A 15,480-nucleotide genomic window follows, 5' to 3' on the forward strand; every position below is an offset into this window, starting at 1 on the left:
TGTCAGAGAACCGTGATGGCCCGGTCCGTCGGAGCCACCGGCGCCGGCAGGATGGTGCTGCCCATAAGGAACTTGTCCACGGCGGCGGCACAGGCCCGGCCTTCAGCGATGGCCCACACAATGAGCGACTGCCCGCGTCCGGCGTCACCGGCTACGAAGATACCCTCCGTGTTGGTCATGTAGTACCCGTCGCGGGTCACGTTGCCGCGCCCGTCGAATTCGGCGCTGACCTGCTCGGTGATGCCCGCAGGCTCGGCTCCGGTGAAGCCCAGCGACAGGAAGACCAGGTCCGCCGGGATGATCCGCTCCGTGCCGGCCTTGGGAAGCCGCTTGCCGTCCACAAATTCCGTTTCGGCGACCTTGACGCCTGTGAGCTTCCCGTTCTCGCCGACAAACTCCACGGTGGAGGCGAGGTACGTTCGTTCGCCGCCTTCTTCGTGGGCGCTTGCCATTTCGAACAGGGTGGGGAATGTGGGCCAGGGCTGGTGCCCGGCGCGTTCGGCCGGCGGCTGCTTGCCGATGGCCAGGGTGGTCACCGATGCGGCTCCATGGCGGTGCGCGGTGCCGAGGCAGTCAGCACCGGTGTCGCCGCCGCCCAGGATCACCACGTGCTTGCCCTTGGCGTGGATCTGGTTCTCCACTGTCTCCCCCGCGACAACACGGTTGGCCGGCACCAGGTAATCCATAGCGAAGTGCACGCCGTCGAAATCGCGGCCCGGGATGGGCAGATCCCGCGGGACGGTGGCGCCGGTGGCAACCACCACGGCGTCGTAGCGGCGTCGCAGCTGCTCCCACGTCACGTCGGTGCCCACAGCGACGCCGGTGCGGAAGCGGGTGCCTTCCGCCTTCATCTGCTCGACGCGGCGGTCCACCTGCTCCTTCTCCATCTTGAAGTCGGGGATGCCGTAGCGGAGGAGGCCGCCGATCTTGTCGTCACGTTCGTACACCGCGACGGTGTGGCCCACCCGGGTCAGCTGCTGCGCCACGGCAAGGCCGGCAGGGCCGGAGCCGACGACGGCAACGGTCTTTCCGGTCAGGCGCGTCGGGGGCAGCGGGTTGACCCAGCCGTTTTCGAACGCTTCGTCGATGATGGAGACTTCAACCTGCTTGATGGTGACCGCGGGCTGGTTGATCCCCAGCACGCAGGACGCCTCACAGGGCGCCGGGCAAAGCCGGCCTGTCCACTCCGGGAAGTTGTTGGTGGCGTGCAGCCGCTCAATCGCTTCCTCGCCCTTGTCCCGCCAGGCGAGGTCGTTCCACTCCGGAATGAGGTTGCCCAGCGGGCAGCCCTGGTGGCAGAACGGCACGCCGCAGTCCATGCAGCGGCCGGCCTGGGCCTTCAGGACACCCTTTTCCTGGGCCTCGTAGACTTCCTTCCAGTCCATGATGCGGACGGGAACGGGGCGGCGCGGCTGGGTTTCACGCTGGCGTACTTTAAGAAATCCGCGTGGATCAGCCACCGGTTACCTCCAGGATTCGAGCCCATACTTCTTCGCCATCGGGGTCAAGGCCCTCTTCGATGGCGTCCAGACGGGTTTGCAGGACTGCCGCGTAATCGCGCGGCAGCACTTTGGTAATGCGGGCAGCAGTGTCGTCGAAGTTCTCCAGCAACCGTGCAGCGTGGAGTGATTCCGTTTCCTCGACATGCTTGACCAGCAGACCGTGGACAATGTCACGGTCTTCGGCGTCGAGTTCAACGAGCTGGAGTTCGCCGGACTGCAGGGCGTCCTTGTTGACCTGCGTGGTCTGCAGGTCAAGCACATATGCCGTGCCGCCGGACATGCCGGCGCCGAAGTTGCGTCCGGTGCGGCCGATGATCAGCGTCTGCCCGCCGGTCATGTACTCGCAGCCGTGGTCGCCGATGCCTTCAACAACTGCGGTGGCTCCGGAGTTGCGGACCATGAAACGTTCGCCCACCTGGCCGCGCAGGAACATCTCGCCGCTGGTGGCGCCGTAGCCGATCACGTTGCCGGCAATGACGTTGCTTTCGGCTTTGAATACGTTGGTGCGGTCCGGCCGGACGATGATCCGTCCGCCGGAAAGGCCCTTACCCACGTAGTCGTTCGAGTCACCGAAGAGGCGCAGTGTGATGCCGGCAGGAAGGAAAGCGCCCAGCGACTGTCCCGCGGTACCGGTCAGGGTGATATCGATGGTGTCCGGCGCCAGCACGTCCGTGCTGAACGTCTTGGTCACCGTGTGGCCCAGCATGGTACCCACCGAGCGGTCCGTGTTGATGACGTCCACCGCGATCTTCACCGGCGTCCGGTCAGTCAGGGCCTCAGTGGCCATGGTGATCAGCCGCTGGTCAAAGTGCTTGTCCAGCTCGTGGTTCTGCGAGGTCATGTTGCGCAGTGGGGCGTCGTCGTCGAATTCGAGTCCGTGCAGGATCGGGTCCAGGTCCAGGCCGTCGGCCTTCCAGTGGTTGATCGCTTCGCGGGCGTCCAGCACCTCGGCGTGGCCGATCGCCTCTTCGATGCTCCGGAACCCGAGTTCCGCGAGGATCTCGCGGACTTCCTCGGCCAGGAATTCGAAGAAGTTGACCACAAATTCGGGCTTGCCGGTGAAGCGGGCCCGCAGTTCGGGGTTCTGCGTTGCGACGCCCACCGGGCAGGTGTCCAGGTGGCAGACGCGCATCATGATGCAGCCTTCCACCACCAGCGGAGCGGTGGCGAAACCGAACTCCTCGCCGCCGAGCAGCGCGGCGATGACAACGTCGCGGCCGGTCTTAAGCTGGCCGTCCACCTGGACCACCACGCGGTCGCGCAGGCCGTTAAGCATCAACGTCTGCTGCGTCTCGGCGAGTCCGAGTTCCCACGGCACACCCGCGTGCTTGAGCGAGTTCAGCGGGGACGCGCCGGTGCCGCCGTCGTGGCCGGAGACCAGTACGACGTCGGCCTTCGCTTTGGTGACACCCGACGCCACAGTGCCGATCCCCACTTCGGAGACGAGCTTGACGTGCACACGGGCCGACGGGTTGGCGCGCTTCGCATCGTAGATGAGCTGGGCGAGGTCCTCGATGGAGTAGATGTCGTGGTGCGGCGGCGGCGAAATCAGGCCGACGCCGGGCGTCGAGTGGCGCGTCCGGGCAACCCAGGGGTATACCTTCTGCGCCATCAGCTGGCCGCCTTCGCCGGGCTTGGCACCCTGGGCCATCTTGATCTGGATGTCATCAGCGTTGGTCAGGTACAGGCTGGTGACGCCGAACCGGCCCGATGCGATCTGCTTGACGGCAGAGCGGCGCTTCGGGTCCAGCAGGCGGTCCACGTCCTCGCCGCCTTCGCCGGTGTTGGACTTGCCGCCCAACTGGTTCATGGCGATCGCGAGGGTCTCGTGGGCTTCCTTCGAGATGGACCCGTAGCTCATGGCGCCGGTGGAGAAGCGCTTCACAACGCTGGAGACGGGCTCCACTTCCTCCAACGGAACAGCAGGTCGGTCGTTCTTGAACTTGAGCAGCCCGCGCAGGGTCATCAGGTTCTCGGACTGGTCATCCACGCCCTTGGTGTACGCCTTGAAAATGTCATAGCGGCGCTCACGCGTGGCGTGCTGGAGCCGGAAGACGGTCTCCGGGTTGAACAGGTGCGGCTCACCGTCGCGGCGCCACTGGTACTCGCCGCCGCCCAGAAGCGGGCGGTGCGGCATTTCGATGCCGCCCTCAGGGTAGGCCATCTGGTGCCGCGCCGAAACTTCGGCGGCGATGACGTCCAGGCCCACGCCGCCCAGCTGGGAATGCGTGCCGGCGAAGAACTCGTCCACCAGTTCCTGTCCGAGGCCCAGGGCCTCGAACGTCTGCGCGCCGGTGTAGGAGGCAACGGTGGAGATGCCCATCTTGGACATGATCTTCAGGACGCCCTTGCCGAGGCCCTTGATCAGGTTGTAGACGCCGTCCTGCGGCGAGACCCCAACAACGTCACCGGCGGTGATGAGCTGCTCCACGGACTCCATTGCCAGGTACGGGTTCACGGCAGAGGCACCGTAGCCGATCAGGACAGCCACGTGGTGCGTCTCGCGGACGTCGCCGGCCTCGACCACCAGGGCGGTCTTGGTGCGGTTGGCGCTGCGCAGCAGGTGGTGGTGCACGGCACTGACCAGGAGCAGGGAAGGAATCGGGGCCCACTGTGCGTTCGAGTCACGGTCGGACAGCACAACATACTGCACGCCGCGGTTGATCGCGCCGGACACCTGTTCGCAGATCTCGGTGAGCCGGGCACACAGCGCGTTCTCGCCGCCCTCGGGGCGGTACAGGCCGCGGACCTTCATGGCCACGCGGTCGCCGTCGGGAGTTTCGATGTTGGCGATCTTGGCGAGCTGGTCGTTGTTGATCACCGGGAACGGCAGGGAAACCTGAGGCTGGCGGACCTGTTTGGTGTCCAGCAGGTTGCCGTTCGGGCCGATGGCGCAGGTCAACGACGTGACCAGTTCTTCACGGATGGCGTCCAGCGGCGGGTTGGTGACCTGCGCGAAGGACTGCACAAAGTAGTCGAACAGCAGCCGGGGACGCTTGGACAGCACTGCGATCGGGGTGTCCGAACCCATGGCACCCAGCGGCTCGGCGCCGGTGCGGGCCATCGGACCAAGCAGGATCTTCAGCTCTTCGGTGGTGTAGCCGAAGGTCCGCTGGCGGATGTTGACAGACGCGGCTGTGTGGACCACGTGCTCGCGCTCGGGGAGGTCCTTGAGGTCAATGAGGTTGTCCTTGACCCACTCGGCCCAAGGATTCGCAGCAGCGACCTCGGCCTTGACCTCTTCGTCGTCGATGATGCGGCCGGCGTCGGTGTCCACGAGGAACATCTTGCCCGGGGAAACCCGGCCCTTCTTGACCACCTTGGAAGGTTCGACGTCGATCACGCCCACCTCGGACGCGAAGATGATCAGCCCGTCTTCGGTGATCCAGTAACGTCCCGGACGCAGGCCGTTGCGGTCCAGGGTGGCGCCGACGAGGTTGCCGTCCGTGAAGGAGACTGCGGCGGGGCCGTCCCACGGTTCCATGAGCAGGGAGTGGTATTCGTAGAACGCACGCCGTGCCGGATCCATGGTGGCGTGGTTTTCCCAGGCCTCGGGGATCATCATCATGATCGAGTGTGCGATGGGGCGGCCGGAAAGCCAGAGCAGCTCGGCGACTTCGTCGAAGGACGCGGAGTCTGACGCACCAGGGGTGCAGATGGGGTACAGCTCTTCCGGGGAGTCACCCAGCAGCGGGTTGGCGAGCTGGGACTGGCGGGCGCGCATCCAGTTCCGGTTGCCCTTGACGGTGTTGATTTCACCGTTGTGGGCGATGGTGCGGAACGGCTGGGCCAGCGGCCAGGAGGGGAACGTGTTGGTGGAGAAGCGCGAGTGGACGATCGCCAGCTTGGTCTTGAATCGCTTGTCCGAGAGATCAGGGTAGAACGGCTCAAGCTGCGCCGTGGTGAGCATGCCCTTGTAGACAATGGTGCGCGAGGAAAGCGACGGGAAGTACACGCCGAACTTGTTCTGGGCGCGCTTGCGGATCCGCCAGGCGCGTGAGTCCAGCTCGTTGCGGTCCAGTACTTCGCCGGTTGCCGAGGCAAGGAAGGGTTGTGAGAAGTAGGGCATGCAGGCGCGTGCCATGGCGCCCACGAGGTCTGCGACGATGGGCACTTCGCGCCAACCGAGCACGGTCAGGCCTTCATCGGCGGCAAGGCCTTCAATGCCGGCCTTGGCTGCGCCGGCTTCGCGCTGCTCTGCAGGGAGGAAGGCGGTACCGGCAATGAACTGGCCCGGTGCGGGGAGTTCGAACTCTGTGACGGCGCGGAAGAACTCGTCCGGGATCTGCATAAGCAGGCCGGCACCGTCACCGGTTCCCTCGTCGGCACCCACAGCGCCACGGTGCTCCAGGTTGCGGAGCGCAGTCAGCGCGGCGTCGACAATGTCGTAGCCGGGCTCGCCGCGGAGCGTAGCGATGATCGCCAGGCCACAGGCGTCTTTTTCGTTCTCTGGGTTGTATAGGCCCCGGGCCTCGGGTAGCGCGGCGAAGCGCTTAAACGGCGACATGGCAGCCACCGGCTGGTCCGGTTCGGACCAGCTGGGAGTGTGAAGAGTTTGGCTCATGGGGAGACGTCCTTCCTCCTGATCGTGCGTATGGAAGGGACACCGTTGGCCCCACTCGTCAGCGCCACTGTGATGGGCACAACAAAGTGTTATTTACTGGAAATTGTAGGCCAGCGGGGCCTGCTGAACTAACAGTTACGCAGGCCACTGACCCGGGCTTGACCGGCCAGCTGGTCTCTGCTGACCGGTTGGGCCCTGTTGCCACGACGCTGTGGTGTTTGGGCGCTCCGAGTGGTGACTCTGCTACCCTGCCGTGCTGGCGTCCTACTTGCTCGTGCCTGCTTCCGGCGCGGATTCCGTTGCCTTGTGGCCGGAACTTCCGGCTACCGGCTGCTCAGGAACGGACTTGTTGCCGTCCCGGAACGCCGGTTCCTCTTCCGTTTGGGTGGAAGGGTGCCCGGAACCATTTTCATTATCAGGGAGATTATCACGCGATTCACTATCTGAGACAACAGAATCCGTATCGCGGACAGCCGGGACATCCGCCTCGGCATCGTCCACGGCATCGTCTGCTGCCGGTGCGCGGCCCGGCAGGAATGGTGTGTCCGGTTCCGGGCGGCCCTTCAATCCCAGGAGGACGAACACAATGAGTGCTGCCACAAAGACAAAAATACTGGTCCAGACGTTGAGCCTGGTGGTGATGCCGAAGAGGTTGATCTGTTCGGCGTCGTCGATCCGCATCGCCTCGATCCAGACCCGGCCCAGGGTGTAATACATGGCGTAGAGCCAGAAGAGCCGGGCACGCCGGAAGTGGAATCGGCGGTCCAATGCGAGCAGGATGAGCACACCGGCGATGTTCCAGAGCGACTCATACAGGAAGGTGGGGTGGAAGAGCGTATCCACCGGCATGCCGGCCGGGAAATTGGGATTGTCCGCATCGATCTGCAGGCCCCACGGCAGGGTGGTGGGGCCGCCGAAGAGTTCCTGGTTGAAGTAGTTGCCCCACCTGCCAACGGCCTGGGCCAGCAGCAGTCCGGGCGCAGCGGCGTCCAGGAAAGCGGTGAGTTTCACGCCGGACCGGCGGCAGCCGATCCAGGCGCCCAGGACGCCCAGAACCACGGCACCCCAGATTCCCAGTCCGCCCCGCTGGATCTGCGGGATGAGCCACAGGTCCCCGGTCCCGTCGAAGCCGGGCCCGAAGTAAGCGTCCGGAGACGAAACCACGTGGTACAGGCGGCCGCCGATGATGCCGAACGGAATCGCCCAGATGACGATGTCCCAGACACTGCCTTCGGGCGCACCTCGGCGGGCCCACCTGACGGACGTGAGCCACAGGCCGGCGATGATCCCGGCGAGGATGCACAGGGCGTAGGCGTGGATCCGCAGAGTTCCCCACGGCAGCGGGATGTCGAAGCCGGACCAGTCCGGGCTGGGGATGCTGGCCGGCACCAGGGCGGCGGCCTGAAGGAGGATCTGCATGGCGGTTAGGCTTCTTCCCTGACGAGTCCGGCGCTCAGGTCCCGGGTGAGGTCTGCGACGGCGGGGACTCCCCCGTCACGGATGGCGGCAACCAGCGCCGTGCCCACGATGACACCGTCTGCGTACGCAGCGATCTCACGGACGTGGCTGGCGTTAGACACACCGAGTCCCACGCAGACGCGTTCGGCGCCGGCGGCATGCGTGTCGGCAACGAGCTTCTCCGCGCTGCTGCTGACAGCCTGGCGGGTACCCGTCACACCCATGATGGAGACGGCGTACACAAAGCCTCTGCTTGCCTTGACCGTCATGGCCAGGCGCTCCGGGGTGGAGGACGGCGCCACGAGGAACACGCGGTCCAGACCGTACTTGTCCGAGGCGGCGAACCATTCCGATGCTTCGTCCGGGATGAGGTCAGGCGTGATGAGCCCTGCTCCCCCGGCCTCGGCCAGCCGGCGGGAGAACTCGTCCACACCCATCCGGACCACGGGGTTCCAGTAGGTCATCACCAGCACGGCGACGTCTGTGGCTGCCGTGATGCCGGCGACAACGTCAAAGACGCTCTCGACGCGGAATCCGTTGGCGATGGCCTCGGTGGTGGCGGCCTGGATGACAGGGCCGTCCATGACCGGATCCGAGTAGGGTATGCCGATTTCGATCAGGTCGGCACCGTTCTTTGCCATGGCAATGCCGGCGTCAATGGTGGCCTGGACGTCCGGGTACCCCGCAGGCAGGTAGCACACGAGCGCTGAGCGCCCGGCGTCCCGTGCACGGTCGATGGCGGCGGCGGACTTGCTGGCCGTCTGTTCAATCATCAGTTCTGGTCCTCGTTGTTGTCCGCGGCGCTGCTGGCAGGAGCGGCTGTGGCGGGAACGGCTTCAGTTTCTGCCCGGTCGGCAGGGCCCTTGGGCTTGCGGGTGGACAGGTTGGTGCCCTTGACCTTGCCCTCCTCATCGAGCATGTCGAACCATTCCGCGGCGGTCTCAACGTCCTTGTCGCCGCGGCCGGAAAGGTTCACAATGATCACCGTTTCGGACGGGTCAGCAGCGCCTTCGGTGAGGCGCTTGCCAACCTTGATGGCACCCGCGAGGGCGTGTGAGGACTCGATGGCGGGGATGATGCCTTCTGTCCGGCACAGCAGCTTGAACGCATCCATTGCTTCGCTGTCGGTGATGGGCTCGTAGCTGACGCGGCCGATGTCGGCCAGGTACGCGTGCTCCGGGCCAACACCCGGGTAGTCCAGGCCTGCCGAAATCGAGTGCGACTCGATGGTCTGGCCGTCGTCGTCCTGCATGAGGTAGGAGCGTGCGCCGTGCAGGACGCCGGGCTTGCCAAGGGTGATGGTGGCTGCGTGACGGCCGGTGTCCACGCCGTCACCGCCGGCTTCAAAACCGTAGATCTTCACGGACGGATCATCCAGGAATCCGTGGAAGATGCCGATTGCGTTGGAACCGCCGCCGATGCAGGCGCAGACGGCGTCGGGCAGCTTACCCGTCTGCTCCAGGATCTGGGCGCGGGCTTCCTCGCCGATGACCTCGTGGAAGAAACGGACCATGGCCGGGAACGGGTGCGCCCCGGCGGCGGTGCCCAGCAGGTAGTGGGTGTTGTCGACGTTGCTGACCCAGTCCCGGAGGGCATCGTTGATGGCGTCCTTGAGGGTCTGCGAACCGTTGACCACGGGCACCACCGTGGCGCCGAGCAGCTGCATCCTGGCGACGTTCAGCGCCTGCCGGCGGCAGTCTTCAGCTCCCATGTACACAACACATTCCAGGCCAAGGAGCGCGGCGGCGGTGGCGCTGGCAACGCCGTGCTGCCCGGCACCGGTCTCGGCGATCACGCGGGTTTTGCCCATGCGCTTGGCCAGCAGGGCCTGGCCCAGGACGTTGTTGATCTTGTGGGATCCGGTGTGGTTGAGGTCCTCGCGCTTGAGGAAGATCCGGGCGCCGCCGGCGTGCTCGGAAAACCGCTTGGCTTCGGTCAGGAGCGAGGGGCGGCCGGAGTAGTTCTTGTTCAGGTCGGAGAGCTGGGCAAGGAATTCGGGATCTGCCTTGGCCTTTTCAAAGGTGTCTTCGAGCTCGTCCAGGGCGGCGATCAGCGATTCCGGCATCCAGCGCCCGCCGTAGCCGCCGAAGTACGGCCCCGGGGCGTGCTTCAGCGAGCCGCCCTGCAGGAAAGCGTCCGCAGCGTTGTTGTCAGCGTTTTCTGAGGGTGCGTCAACCATCAGTCTCACCGTCCTGTTCCAGTTGATCGTTCGGAAGTGTTGTGCCGCCGGCACCAGGGCCGGCGGGTGCCCGGACTAGGCCCGGGCGGCGATGGCGGCAGCGCCGGCCGCCGTGAATTCGGCGATCCGGTCACGCGGCGTTGAGTCGCTGACCAGGGCCTCGCCCACCAGGATGGCGTTGGCGCCGTTGGAGGCGTAGTGCGTCACGTCGTCCACGCCGCGCACACCGGATTCGGCGATGACCAGCGCTTCGGCAGGAATCAGTCCGGCGAGTGAGGCGAAAACTGAACGGTCGACGTCGAGCGTCTTCAGGTTGCGCACGTTGACGCCGATGATACGCGCCTCAGCCGCCACTGCACGTTCGATTTCCTCTTCCGTGTGCGTCTCCACAAGCACGTTCATGCCAAGTTCGCGGCTGAGCGCGCTGAAGTCCCGGAGCTGGCTGTCGGAGAGCGACGCCACGATGAGCAGGATCAGGTCCGCGCCGTGGGCGCGGGCCTCCCAGATCTGGTACTCGTCGAGCGTGAAATCCTTGCGGAGCAGCGGAATGTCCACGCGGGCACGGACGGCGTCCAGGTCCGCAAGGGAACCGTTGAAGCGCCGCTGTTCGGTGAGGACGCTGATCACGGCTGCGCCGCCGTCGGCATATTGCTCTGCCAGCGATGCCGGATCCACGATGGTGGCGAGGTCGCCCTTGGACGGGCTGCGCCGCTTGATTTCCGCGATGACCTTCAGCTGGTCCCGCCGCACCGCGGTGCCGCCGAGGGCCGACCAGGCGTCCCGGGCGGGTGCCGCGTCCGCAGTCCGGTCCTTCAGTTCTGTCAGCGAAACGAGACGCTTCCTGGCCTCCATATCCTCCCTGACACCGGCATTGATGTCATCGAGAACAGTCGCCATCAGTGGCCGGAGCTCTTCAGCTTGCTGCCTTCGACGCCGTAGCCGGCCTTGCGCATGACGTAACCCAGGATCAGGCCGACGACCATCACGGCTGCGCCGGCGATGAAGATGGGGGTGTTGTTGATGACAAAGGCGATGGACGCGATGAGGGCGCCGACCAGCATAACGATCACGCAGGTCCAGGCCGCGGGGCTGTTGCCGTGGCCAAGTTCCTGGCTGTGGTCAACGACGCCGGGGGCAACGGTCCGGGTGCCTGATTTCGATACGGAAGCGGGTGCTTTGCTCATGTGAATCTCCTCGGGATGAATACTGCTTACATTCTGCCATTTTTTGGCCGGGACCTGCCTATCGGCAGACCGGGCCGCGGTTTGCTCGGGTTTGGCTGAGAGCGGGGGTTCAGGTGGGGTCGTCGCCGCGCGAGAGCCGGTCCCAGCTTTCGATCTCGTCCACCGGACCGCTGGCGGCCGCCGTGCTGCCGGCGGGCGCCCCATACGTGGCCGCGTCATATTTGGTCCGCGACTTCCAGTGCCTACCTGCGGGGATGATCAGCAGGGCGGCCAGCGCCAGCAGGGCACCGGCGACGACGGCGAGGACAGGGAAGGCGGTCACAACCACTTCCGCGTTGCCGCCGGTGACCCCGGTGGCAGCGGCGATGGAGCCCTGCGCGGCGCCCAGCGGGTCAGCCAGCACCGTGGCGGCCGCAGCAATGATGCCTATGGAGGCCACCATGATGATGGCGGTGATGACCCACCGCGCGAACTTTCCGGCGATGGACGCTGCGAGTCCGCCGGCCAGGGCCACCAGGGCCAGAGCCGTCACCGCAGTGGCAGCCTTGCTGCCCTGGACCGGAAGCGTGTTCTGGTCCCCCGCCGCCTGGCCCACCTGGTTGGCGTCCAGGCTGACAGTGATCCAGGTCTGCGTGGTGGCGCCGAAGACCGCCAGCGCAAGAACGGCGATCAGCAGTACCAGCGTGGATTTCCTGGCCCAGGCCGGCGTCATTCGGCGCCCTGGCTTTCCCCGGCGGTGCCGGCGTCGCTGATGTGAGAGGTGCCGGGGAGCGATTCCGCCGCAATGTTGTGCAGCGATCCGGCGGTGTGCACGGCCCGGAGTGGAGCGGCCGCCTTGTTCACGGTCTCCAGCGCTTCTGTGGGGTTCACCGAATCCGCCACGATGCCTCCACCGGCCTGGACGTAGGCGCGTCCTTCGCGGAGAAGGGCCGAGCGGATGGCAATGGCCATGTCCATGTCGCCGGCGAAGTCGAGGTAGCCCACCACGCCGCCGTAGATGCCGCGTCGGTGCGGTTCAAGCTCGTCCAGCAGGCGCAGTGCCCGGGGCTTTGGGGCACCGGACAGGGTGCCTGCGGGGAAGGTCGCTTTCAGGACGTCGTAGGCGTTGGCGTCCGGGGACAGCTTGCCCACCACAGTGGAGACCAGGTGCATGATGTGGCTGAACCGCTCCACCTCCATGAACTGGGTGACGTCCACGGTTCCCGCGACGCAGACCTTGGACAGATCGTTGCGGGAGAGGTCCACGAGCATCAGGTGTTCGGCGCGTTCCTTCTGGTCGGCCAGCAGTTCCTCGGCGAGGGCTTTGTCTCCCTCCACGGTTTTGCCGCGGGGCCGTGAACCGGCGATCGGGTGGGTGATGACTTCCTCACCGGTCACCGTCACCAGGGCCTCGGGCGAGGACCCAACGATCGAGTACTCCCGGCCGTCGGCGTCCTCGAGGCTGAAGATGTACATGTACGGGCTGGGGTTGGTGTTCCGCAGGACCCGGTACACGTCCAGGGGCGAGGCTCCGCACTCCATCTCGAAGCGGCGTGAAATCACCACCTGGAACACTTCGCCGTCCACTATGGCTTCCTTGCCGCGGTCCAGGGCGGCCAGGTAGGAGGGTTCGTCCCACCGTTCCTCGACGCTGGAGGCGAAATCCAGGGCGGCGGGTTCCAGCACGGAAACCGGCTGGGTCACGGGCGTGCTGATCCGGGTGAGGAGGGCCTTGACCCGTGCCACGGCATCTTCCCAGGCCTCGTCCACGCGGTCGGAGCTGCCGTCGAAATTGATGGCATTGGCGATCAGCAGCACGGTGCCGTCATGGTTGTCGTGCACTGCCATGTCGGTGACCAGGTTCAGCGCCATCTCGGGCAGGTGGAGGTCATCCTCCGGCGGGCTGGTCAGCCGTTCCCAGTGGCGGACAGTCTCCCAGCCCAGGAAGCCGACAAGTCCGGAGGTGAAGGGCGGCAGGCCGTCAAACCTGCTGGTCCGCAGCGCTTCGATGGTGTCGCGGATGGCGTCCACGGGGTTGCCGTCCAGGGGCACGCCGGCCGGGGGCTGGCCCAGCCAATGCGCCTGGCCGTCCTTGGTGGTCAGGGTTGCCCGGGACTTCGCGCCTATGAAGGAATACCGCGACCACGTGCCGCCCACCGCCGCGGACTCCATCAGGAACGTGCCGGGCTGGCCCTGGGCAAGCTTCCGGTAGAGGCCGATAGGGGTCTCCGCGTCCGCCAGCACTTTGAGCGTGACGGGGATGACCCGGCTGTTGCCGGCGAGTTCGCGGAACTCCTCGAGGCCCGGGCTGATGATTCCAAGGTCCTGCATGGCTATTCTTCGCCGCCTGTTCTTGTGTGTCGCCTCGTGAATGTCGCCGGGTGTGGAACGGCGCCAGTCTTTGCTGCCAAAAAGTGTGTGCCTGCGGGCCGGTCATCCGCCCATGGGCCGTGGATCAGAGTGCCTCGCCGGTTTGGACTTCCAGGTCCCTGCCGTCGAAGCAGGTCCGGGTGCCGGTATGGCATGCCGCGCCGACCTGGTCTACTCGGATCAGGAGGGCATCGCCGTCGCAGTCCACGGCAACCGATTTGACCCACTGGACGTGGCCGGAGGTGTCCCCCTTGCGCCAATACTCCTGGCGGGAACGGGAATAGAACGTGACCCGGCCGCTGGTCATGGTGCGGTGCAGCGCTTCGTCGTCCATCCAGCCCAGCATCAGCACCTCGTTCGAATCGAACTGCTGTACGACGGCGGCTACGAGCCCGGCGCCGTCACGCTTCAGTGCGTCCGCGACGGCGGGTGGAAGCGGGCTTGTGACGGGGGCCGGGACAATTACGGGGGCGGAGGCGGGCTGCTCAGACATCAGACCAAGTCTAGTGCCTGATCAGCGGCCCCTGAATATGCACAAGCAGGCATACAACCAGTGTGTGAACAAGAGCACCCATCGGCTGGCGGTTCTGCTGCCCAACCTCCCTGCTCTCGTGCTAGTTTCACAAGTGATGCATTTCGTCGAACCGTCCCGAGAAGTCCTGGCCGAAACCCTGCTGGCGGCCGGCCCTGATGCCCCTACCCTCTGCAGAGGCTGGCGCACCAGGGACCTTGCCGCGCACCTTTACCTGCGCGAACGCAAGGCGGCCGTGGGGCTGGGCCTCATCATCAAGAGCCTGTCCAAGGCTTCGGACAAGGCCACCGCCAAGCTCGCGGCCAAGCTTAAGACCGCTGACGACTACACCGGCCTGGTGAACACCTTCCGCGGCGGCCCGCCGGCACTGTCCCCCATGAACATCAAGGCATTGGACGAGAGTTCCAACCTGATCGAATATTTCGTCCACACCGAGGACATCCGCCGGGCTGTGGACCGCTGGGCGCCGCGCGCCCTCGACGAGGCTTATTCGGACGCCCTCTGGGACGAGCTGATCAAACGGGCAGCGATTCTTTACCGCGGCGTCGACCTGGGAATTGTGCTGGTGCGCCCGTCCGGGCCGCGGCACGTCGCCAAGCGGGCACCCGTTTCGGTGGCGATCGTTGGTGAGCCGGGCGAACTGCTGATGCACGCCCACGGCCGGACCCGCCACGCACTGGTCACCTTCGAAGGCCAGCCCGACGCCGTCGCCCTGCTCCAGTCAGCAGAAGTCGGCCTGTAACCGCGATCCGTTGGTTCGGGCCCTCGAGATCAGGTTTCGACAAGCTCAACCACCGGCTAACTGGTGATCGAGCCTGGGCCCACGCCCGCAGGGTTCCCTGTCCGTGGAGCCGCTCCGGCGAGGGCCCCAGCCCGAGCTTGCGAGGGTAGGGAGCCGGTGCGGACTTGCGAGGATAGGGAGCGGGTGGGGATTAGCGGACTTCGAAGCCTGCGTCGCGGATGGCCTGCTTGACCTGGGACATCATGTTGTCCGGTCCCCAGTGGAAGATCGACGCGGCCAGCACGGCGTCCGCTCCTGCGGCGACGGCCGGAGGGAAGTGAGCCGGTTCCCCGGCGCCGCCTGAGGCGATGATCGGCACTTTCACCGCGGCCCGGACCAAGCGGATCAGTTCCAGGTCGAAGCCGTCCTTGGTGCCGTCGGCGTCGATGGAATTGAGCAGGATTTCGCCGATGCCGCGGTCGGCGGCTTCCCTGGCCCACTCGATGGCGTCGATCCCGGTACCGGTACGGCCACCGTGGGTGGTCACTTCAAACCCCGACGGCGTGGGCTGGGACCCGGGGCGGGTCCGGCGGGCGTCCACGGACAGGACCAGCACCTGCGAACCGAAGTGCCGGCTGATTTCGTTGATGACGTCCGGCCGGGCAACGGCGGCCGTGTTGATGGATGCCTTGTCCGCGCCGAAACGCAGGAGCTTGTCCACCTCGGCAACGCCGCGGACACCGCCGCCCACGGTCAGCGGGATGAAGACTTCCTCGGCCGTTCGGCGGACCACGTCGAAGGTGGTTTCGCGGTTGCCCGAGGACGCCGTGACATCCAGGAACGTCAGTTCGTCGGCGCCCGCATTGTCGTAACGGTGGGCCAGCTCCACAGGGTCGCCCGCGTCGCGGAGCCCCTCGAAGTTAATGCCCTTCACAACGCGCCCGGCGTCGACATCGAGGCAGGGGATGACTCGTACAGCTACAGCCATGGG

General features: G+C 65.9%; 12 protein-coding genes. 1 reads left to right on the forward strand and 11 read right to left on the reverse strand.

What is annotated here, in order from left to right; genetic code table 11:
- Positions 1-2: 2 nt before the first annotated feature.
- From AC50YA_RS03220 to hisI, 10 genes are all read right to left on the reverse strand, one after another.
- Positions 3-1,460, reverse strand: a complete 1,458-nt coding sequence (locus tag AC50YA_RS03220) for a glutamate synthase subunit beta (RefSeq protein WP_494980929.1) — start codon at positions 1,458-1,460, stop codon at positions 3-5.
- The gene (gene gltB / locus AC50YA_RS03225) at positions 1,453-6,066 is read right to left on the reverse strand and encodes a glutamate synthase large subunit (RefSeq protein ID WP_494980930.1); all 4,614 of its coding nucleotides are present in this window, start codon (positions 6,064-6,066) and stop codon (positions 1,453-1,455) included. The genes AC50YA_RS03220 and gltB overlap by 8 nt, the downstream gene beginning before the upstream one ends.
- A gap of 264 nt (positions 6,067-6,330) precedes the next feature.
- On the reverse strand, positions 6,331-7,485 hold the full coding sequence (gene lgt, locus AC50YA_RS03230; RefSeq protein WP_494980931.1) for a prolipoprotein diacylglyceryl transferase: 1,155 nt from the start codon (positions 7,483-7,485) through the stop codon (positions 6,331-6,333).
- A gap of 5 nt (positions 7,486-7,490) precedes the next feature.
- Positions 7,491-8,297, reverse strand: coding sequence for a tryptophan synthase subunit alpha (gene trpA / locus AC50YA_RS03235; protein ID WP_494980932.1), 807 nt, complete (start codon positions 8,295-8,297; stop codon positions 7,491-7,493).
- Positions 8,297-9,703 carry a tryptophan synthase subunit beta gene (gene trpB, locus AC50YA_RS03240; RefSeq protein WP_494980933.1) on the reverse strand — a complete coding sequence of 469 codons (1,407 nt, stop codon included), beginning with the start codon at positions 9,701-9,703 and terminating at the stop codon, positions 8,297-8,299. The genes trpA and trpB overlap by 1 nt, the downstream gene beginning before the upstream one ends.
- A gap of 75 nt (positions 9,704-9,778) precedes the next feature.
- Complete coding sequence (gene trpC, locus AC50YA_RS03245; protein WP_494980934.1) at positions 9,779-10,600, reverse strand: indole-3-glycerol phosphate synthase TrpC; 822 nt, start codon at positions 10,598-10,600, stop codon at positions 9,779-9,781.
- Positions 10,600-10,887, reverse strand: coding sequence for an HGxxPAAW family protein (locus AC50YA_RS03250; protein WP_494980935.1), 288 nt, complete (start codon positions 10,885-10,887; stop codon positions 10,600-10,602). Before AC50YA_RS03250 ends, trpC begins: the two co-directional genes overlap by 1 nt.
- Before the next feature lie 109 nt (positions 10,888-10,996).
- Complete coding sequence (locus tag AC50YA_RS03255; RefSeq protein ID WP_494980936.1) at positions 10,997-11,599, reverse strand: Trp biosynthesis-associated membrane protein; 603 nt, start codon at positions 11,597-11,599, stop codon at positions 10,997-10,999.
- Positions 11,596-13,197: an anthranilate synthase component I gene (locus AC50YA_RS03260; RefSeq protein WP_494980937.1), complete on the reverse strand. Its 1,602-nt coding sequence runs from the start codon at positions 13,195-13,197 to the stop codon at positions 11,596-11,598. The genes AC50YA_RS03255 and AC50YA_RS03260 overlap by 4 nt, the downstream gene beginning before the upstream one ends.
- Positions 13,198-13,321: 124 nt before the next feature.
- Entirely contained in the window at positions 13,322-13,729 is a 408-nt protein-coding gene (hisI, locus tag AC50YA_RS03265) for a phosphoribosyl-AMP cyclohydrolase (protein ID WP_494980938.1), read from the reverse strand.
- A 136-nt stretch (positions 13,730-13,865) separates the two neighbouring features.
- On the opposite strand from hisI, the gene AC50YA_RS03270 reads away from it, so the two are divergent.
- Positions 13,866-14,510, forward strand: a complete 645-nt coding sequence (locus tag AC50YA_RS03270; RefSeq protein ID WP_463862463.1) for a TIGR03085 family metal-binding protein — start codon at positions 13,866-13,868, stop codon at positions 14,508-14,510.
- A 190-nt stretch (positions 14,511-14,700) separates the two neighbouring features.
- On the opposite strand, the gene hisF is transcribed toward AC50YA_RS03270, so the two are convergent.
- Entirely contained in the window at positions 14,701-15,477 is a 777-nt protein-coding gene (hisF, locus tag AC50YA_RS03275; protein WP_141140182.1) for an imidazole glycerol phosphate synthase subunit HisF, read from the reverse strand.
- Between the last annotated feature and the right edge of the window lie 3 nt (positions 15,478-15,480).

This window comes from Pseudarthrobacter sp. RHLT3-21, from assembly GCF_059383495.1.

Bases quoted from the DNA above. Each gene is read 5' to 3' on its own strand.
- gltB (WP_494980930.1), bottom strand. From the start codon at position 6,066: ATGAGCCAAACTCTTCACACTCCCAGCTGGTCCGAACCGGACCAGCCG.
- lgt (WP_494980931.1), bottom strand. From the start codon at position 7,485: ATGCAGATCCTCCTTCAGGCCGCCGCCCTGGTGCCGGCCAGCATCCCC.
- trpA (WP_494980932.1), bottom strand. From the start codon at position 8,297: ATGATTGAACAGACGGCCAGCAAGTCCGCCGCCGCCATCGACCGTGCA.
- trpB (WP_494980933.1), bottom strand. From the start codon at position 9,703: ATGGTTGACGCACCCTCAGAAAACGCTGACAACAACGCTGCGGACGCT.
- trpC (WP_494980934.1), bottom strand. From the start codon at position 10,600: ATGGCGACTGTTCTCGATGACATCAATGCCGGTGTCAGGGAGGATATG.
- AC50YA_RS03250 (WP_494980935.1), bottom strand. From the start codon at position 10,887: ATGAGCAAAGCACCCGCTTCCGTATCGAAATCAGGCACCCGGACCGTT.
- AC50YA_RS03255 (WP_494980936.1), bottom strand. From the start codon at position 11,599: ATGACGCCGGCCTGGGCCAGGAAATCCACGCTGGTACTGCTGATCGCC.
- AC50YA_RS03260 (WP_494980937.1), bottom strand. From the start codon at position 13,197: ATGCAGGACCTTGGAATCATCAGCCCGGGCCTCGAGGAGTTCCGCGAA.
- hisI (WP_494980938.1), bottom strand. From the start codon at position 13,729: ATGTCTGAGCAGCCCGCCTCCGCCCCCGTAATTGTCCCGGCCCCCGTC.
- AC50YA_RS03270 (WP_463862463.1), top strand. From the start codon at position 13,866: ATGCATTTCGTCGAACCGTCCCGAGAAGTCCTGGCCGAAACCCTGCTG.
- hisF (WP_141140182.1), bottom strand. From the start codon at position 15,477: ATGGCTGTAGCTGTACGAGTCATCCCCTGCCTCGATGTCGACGCCGGG.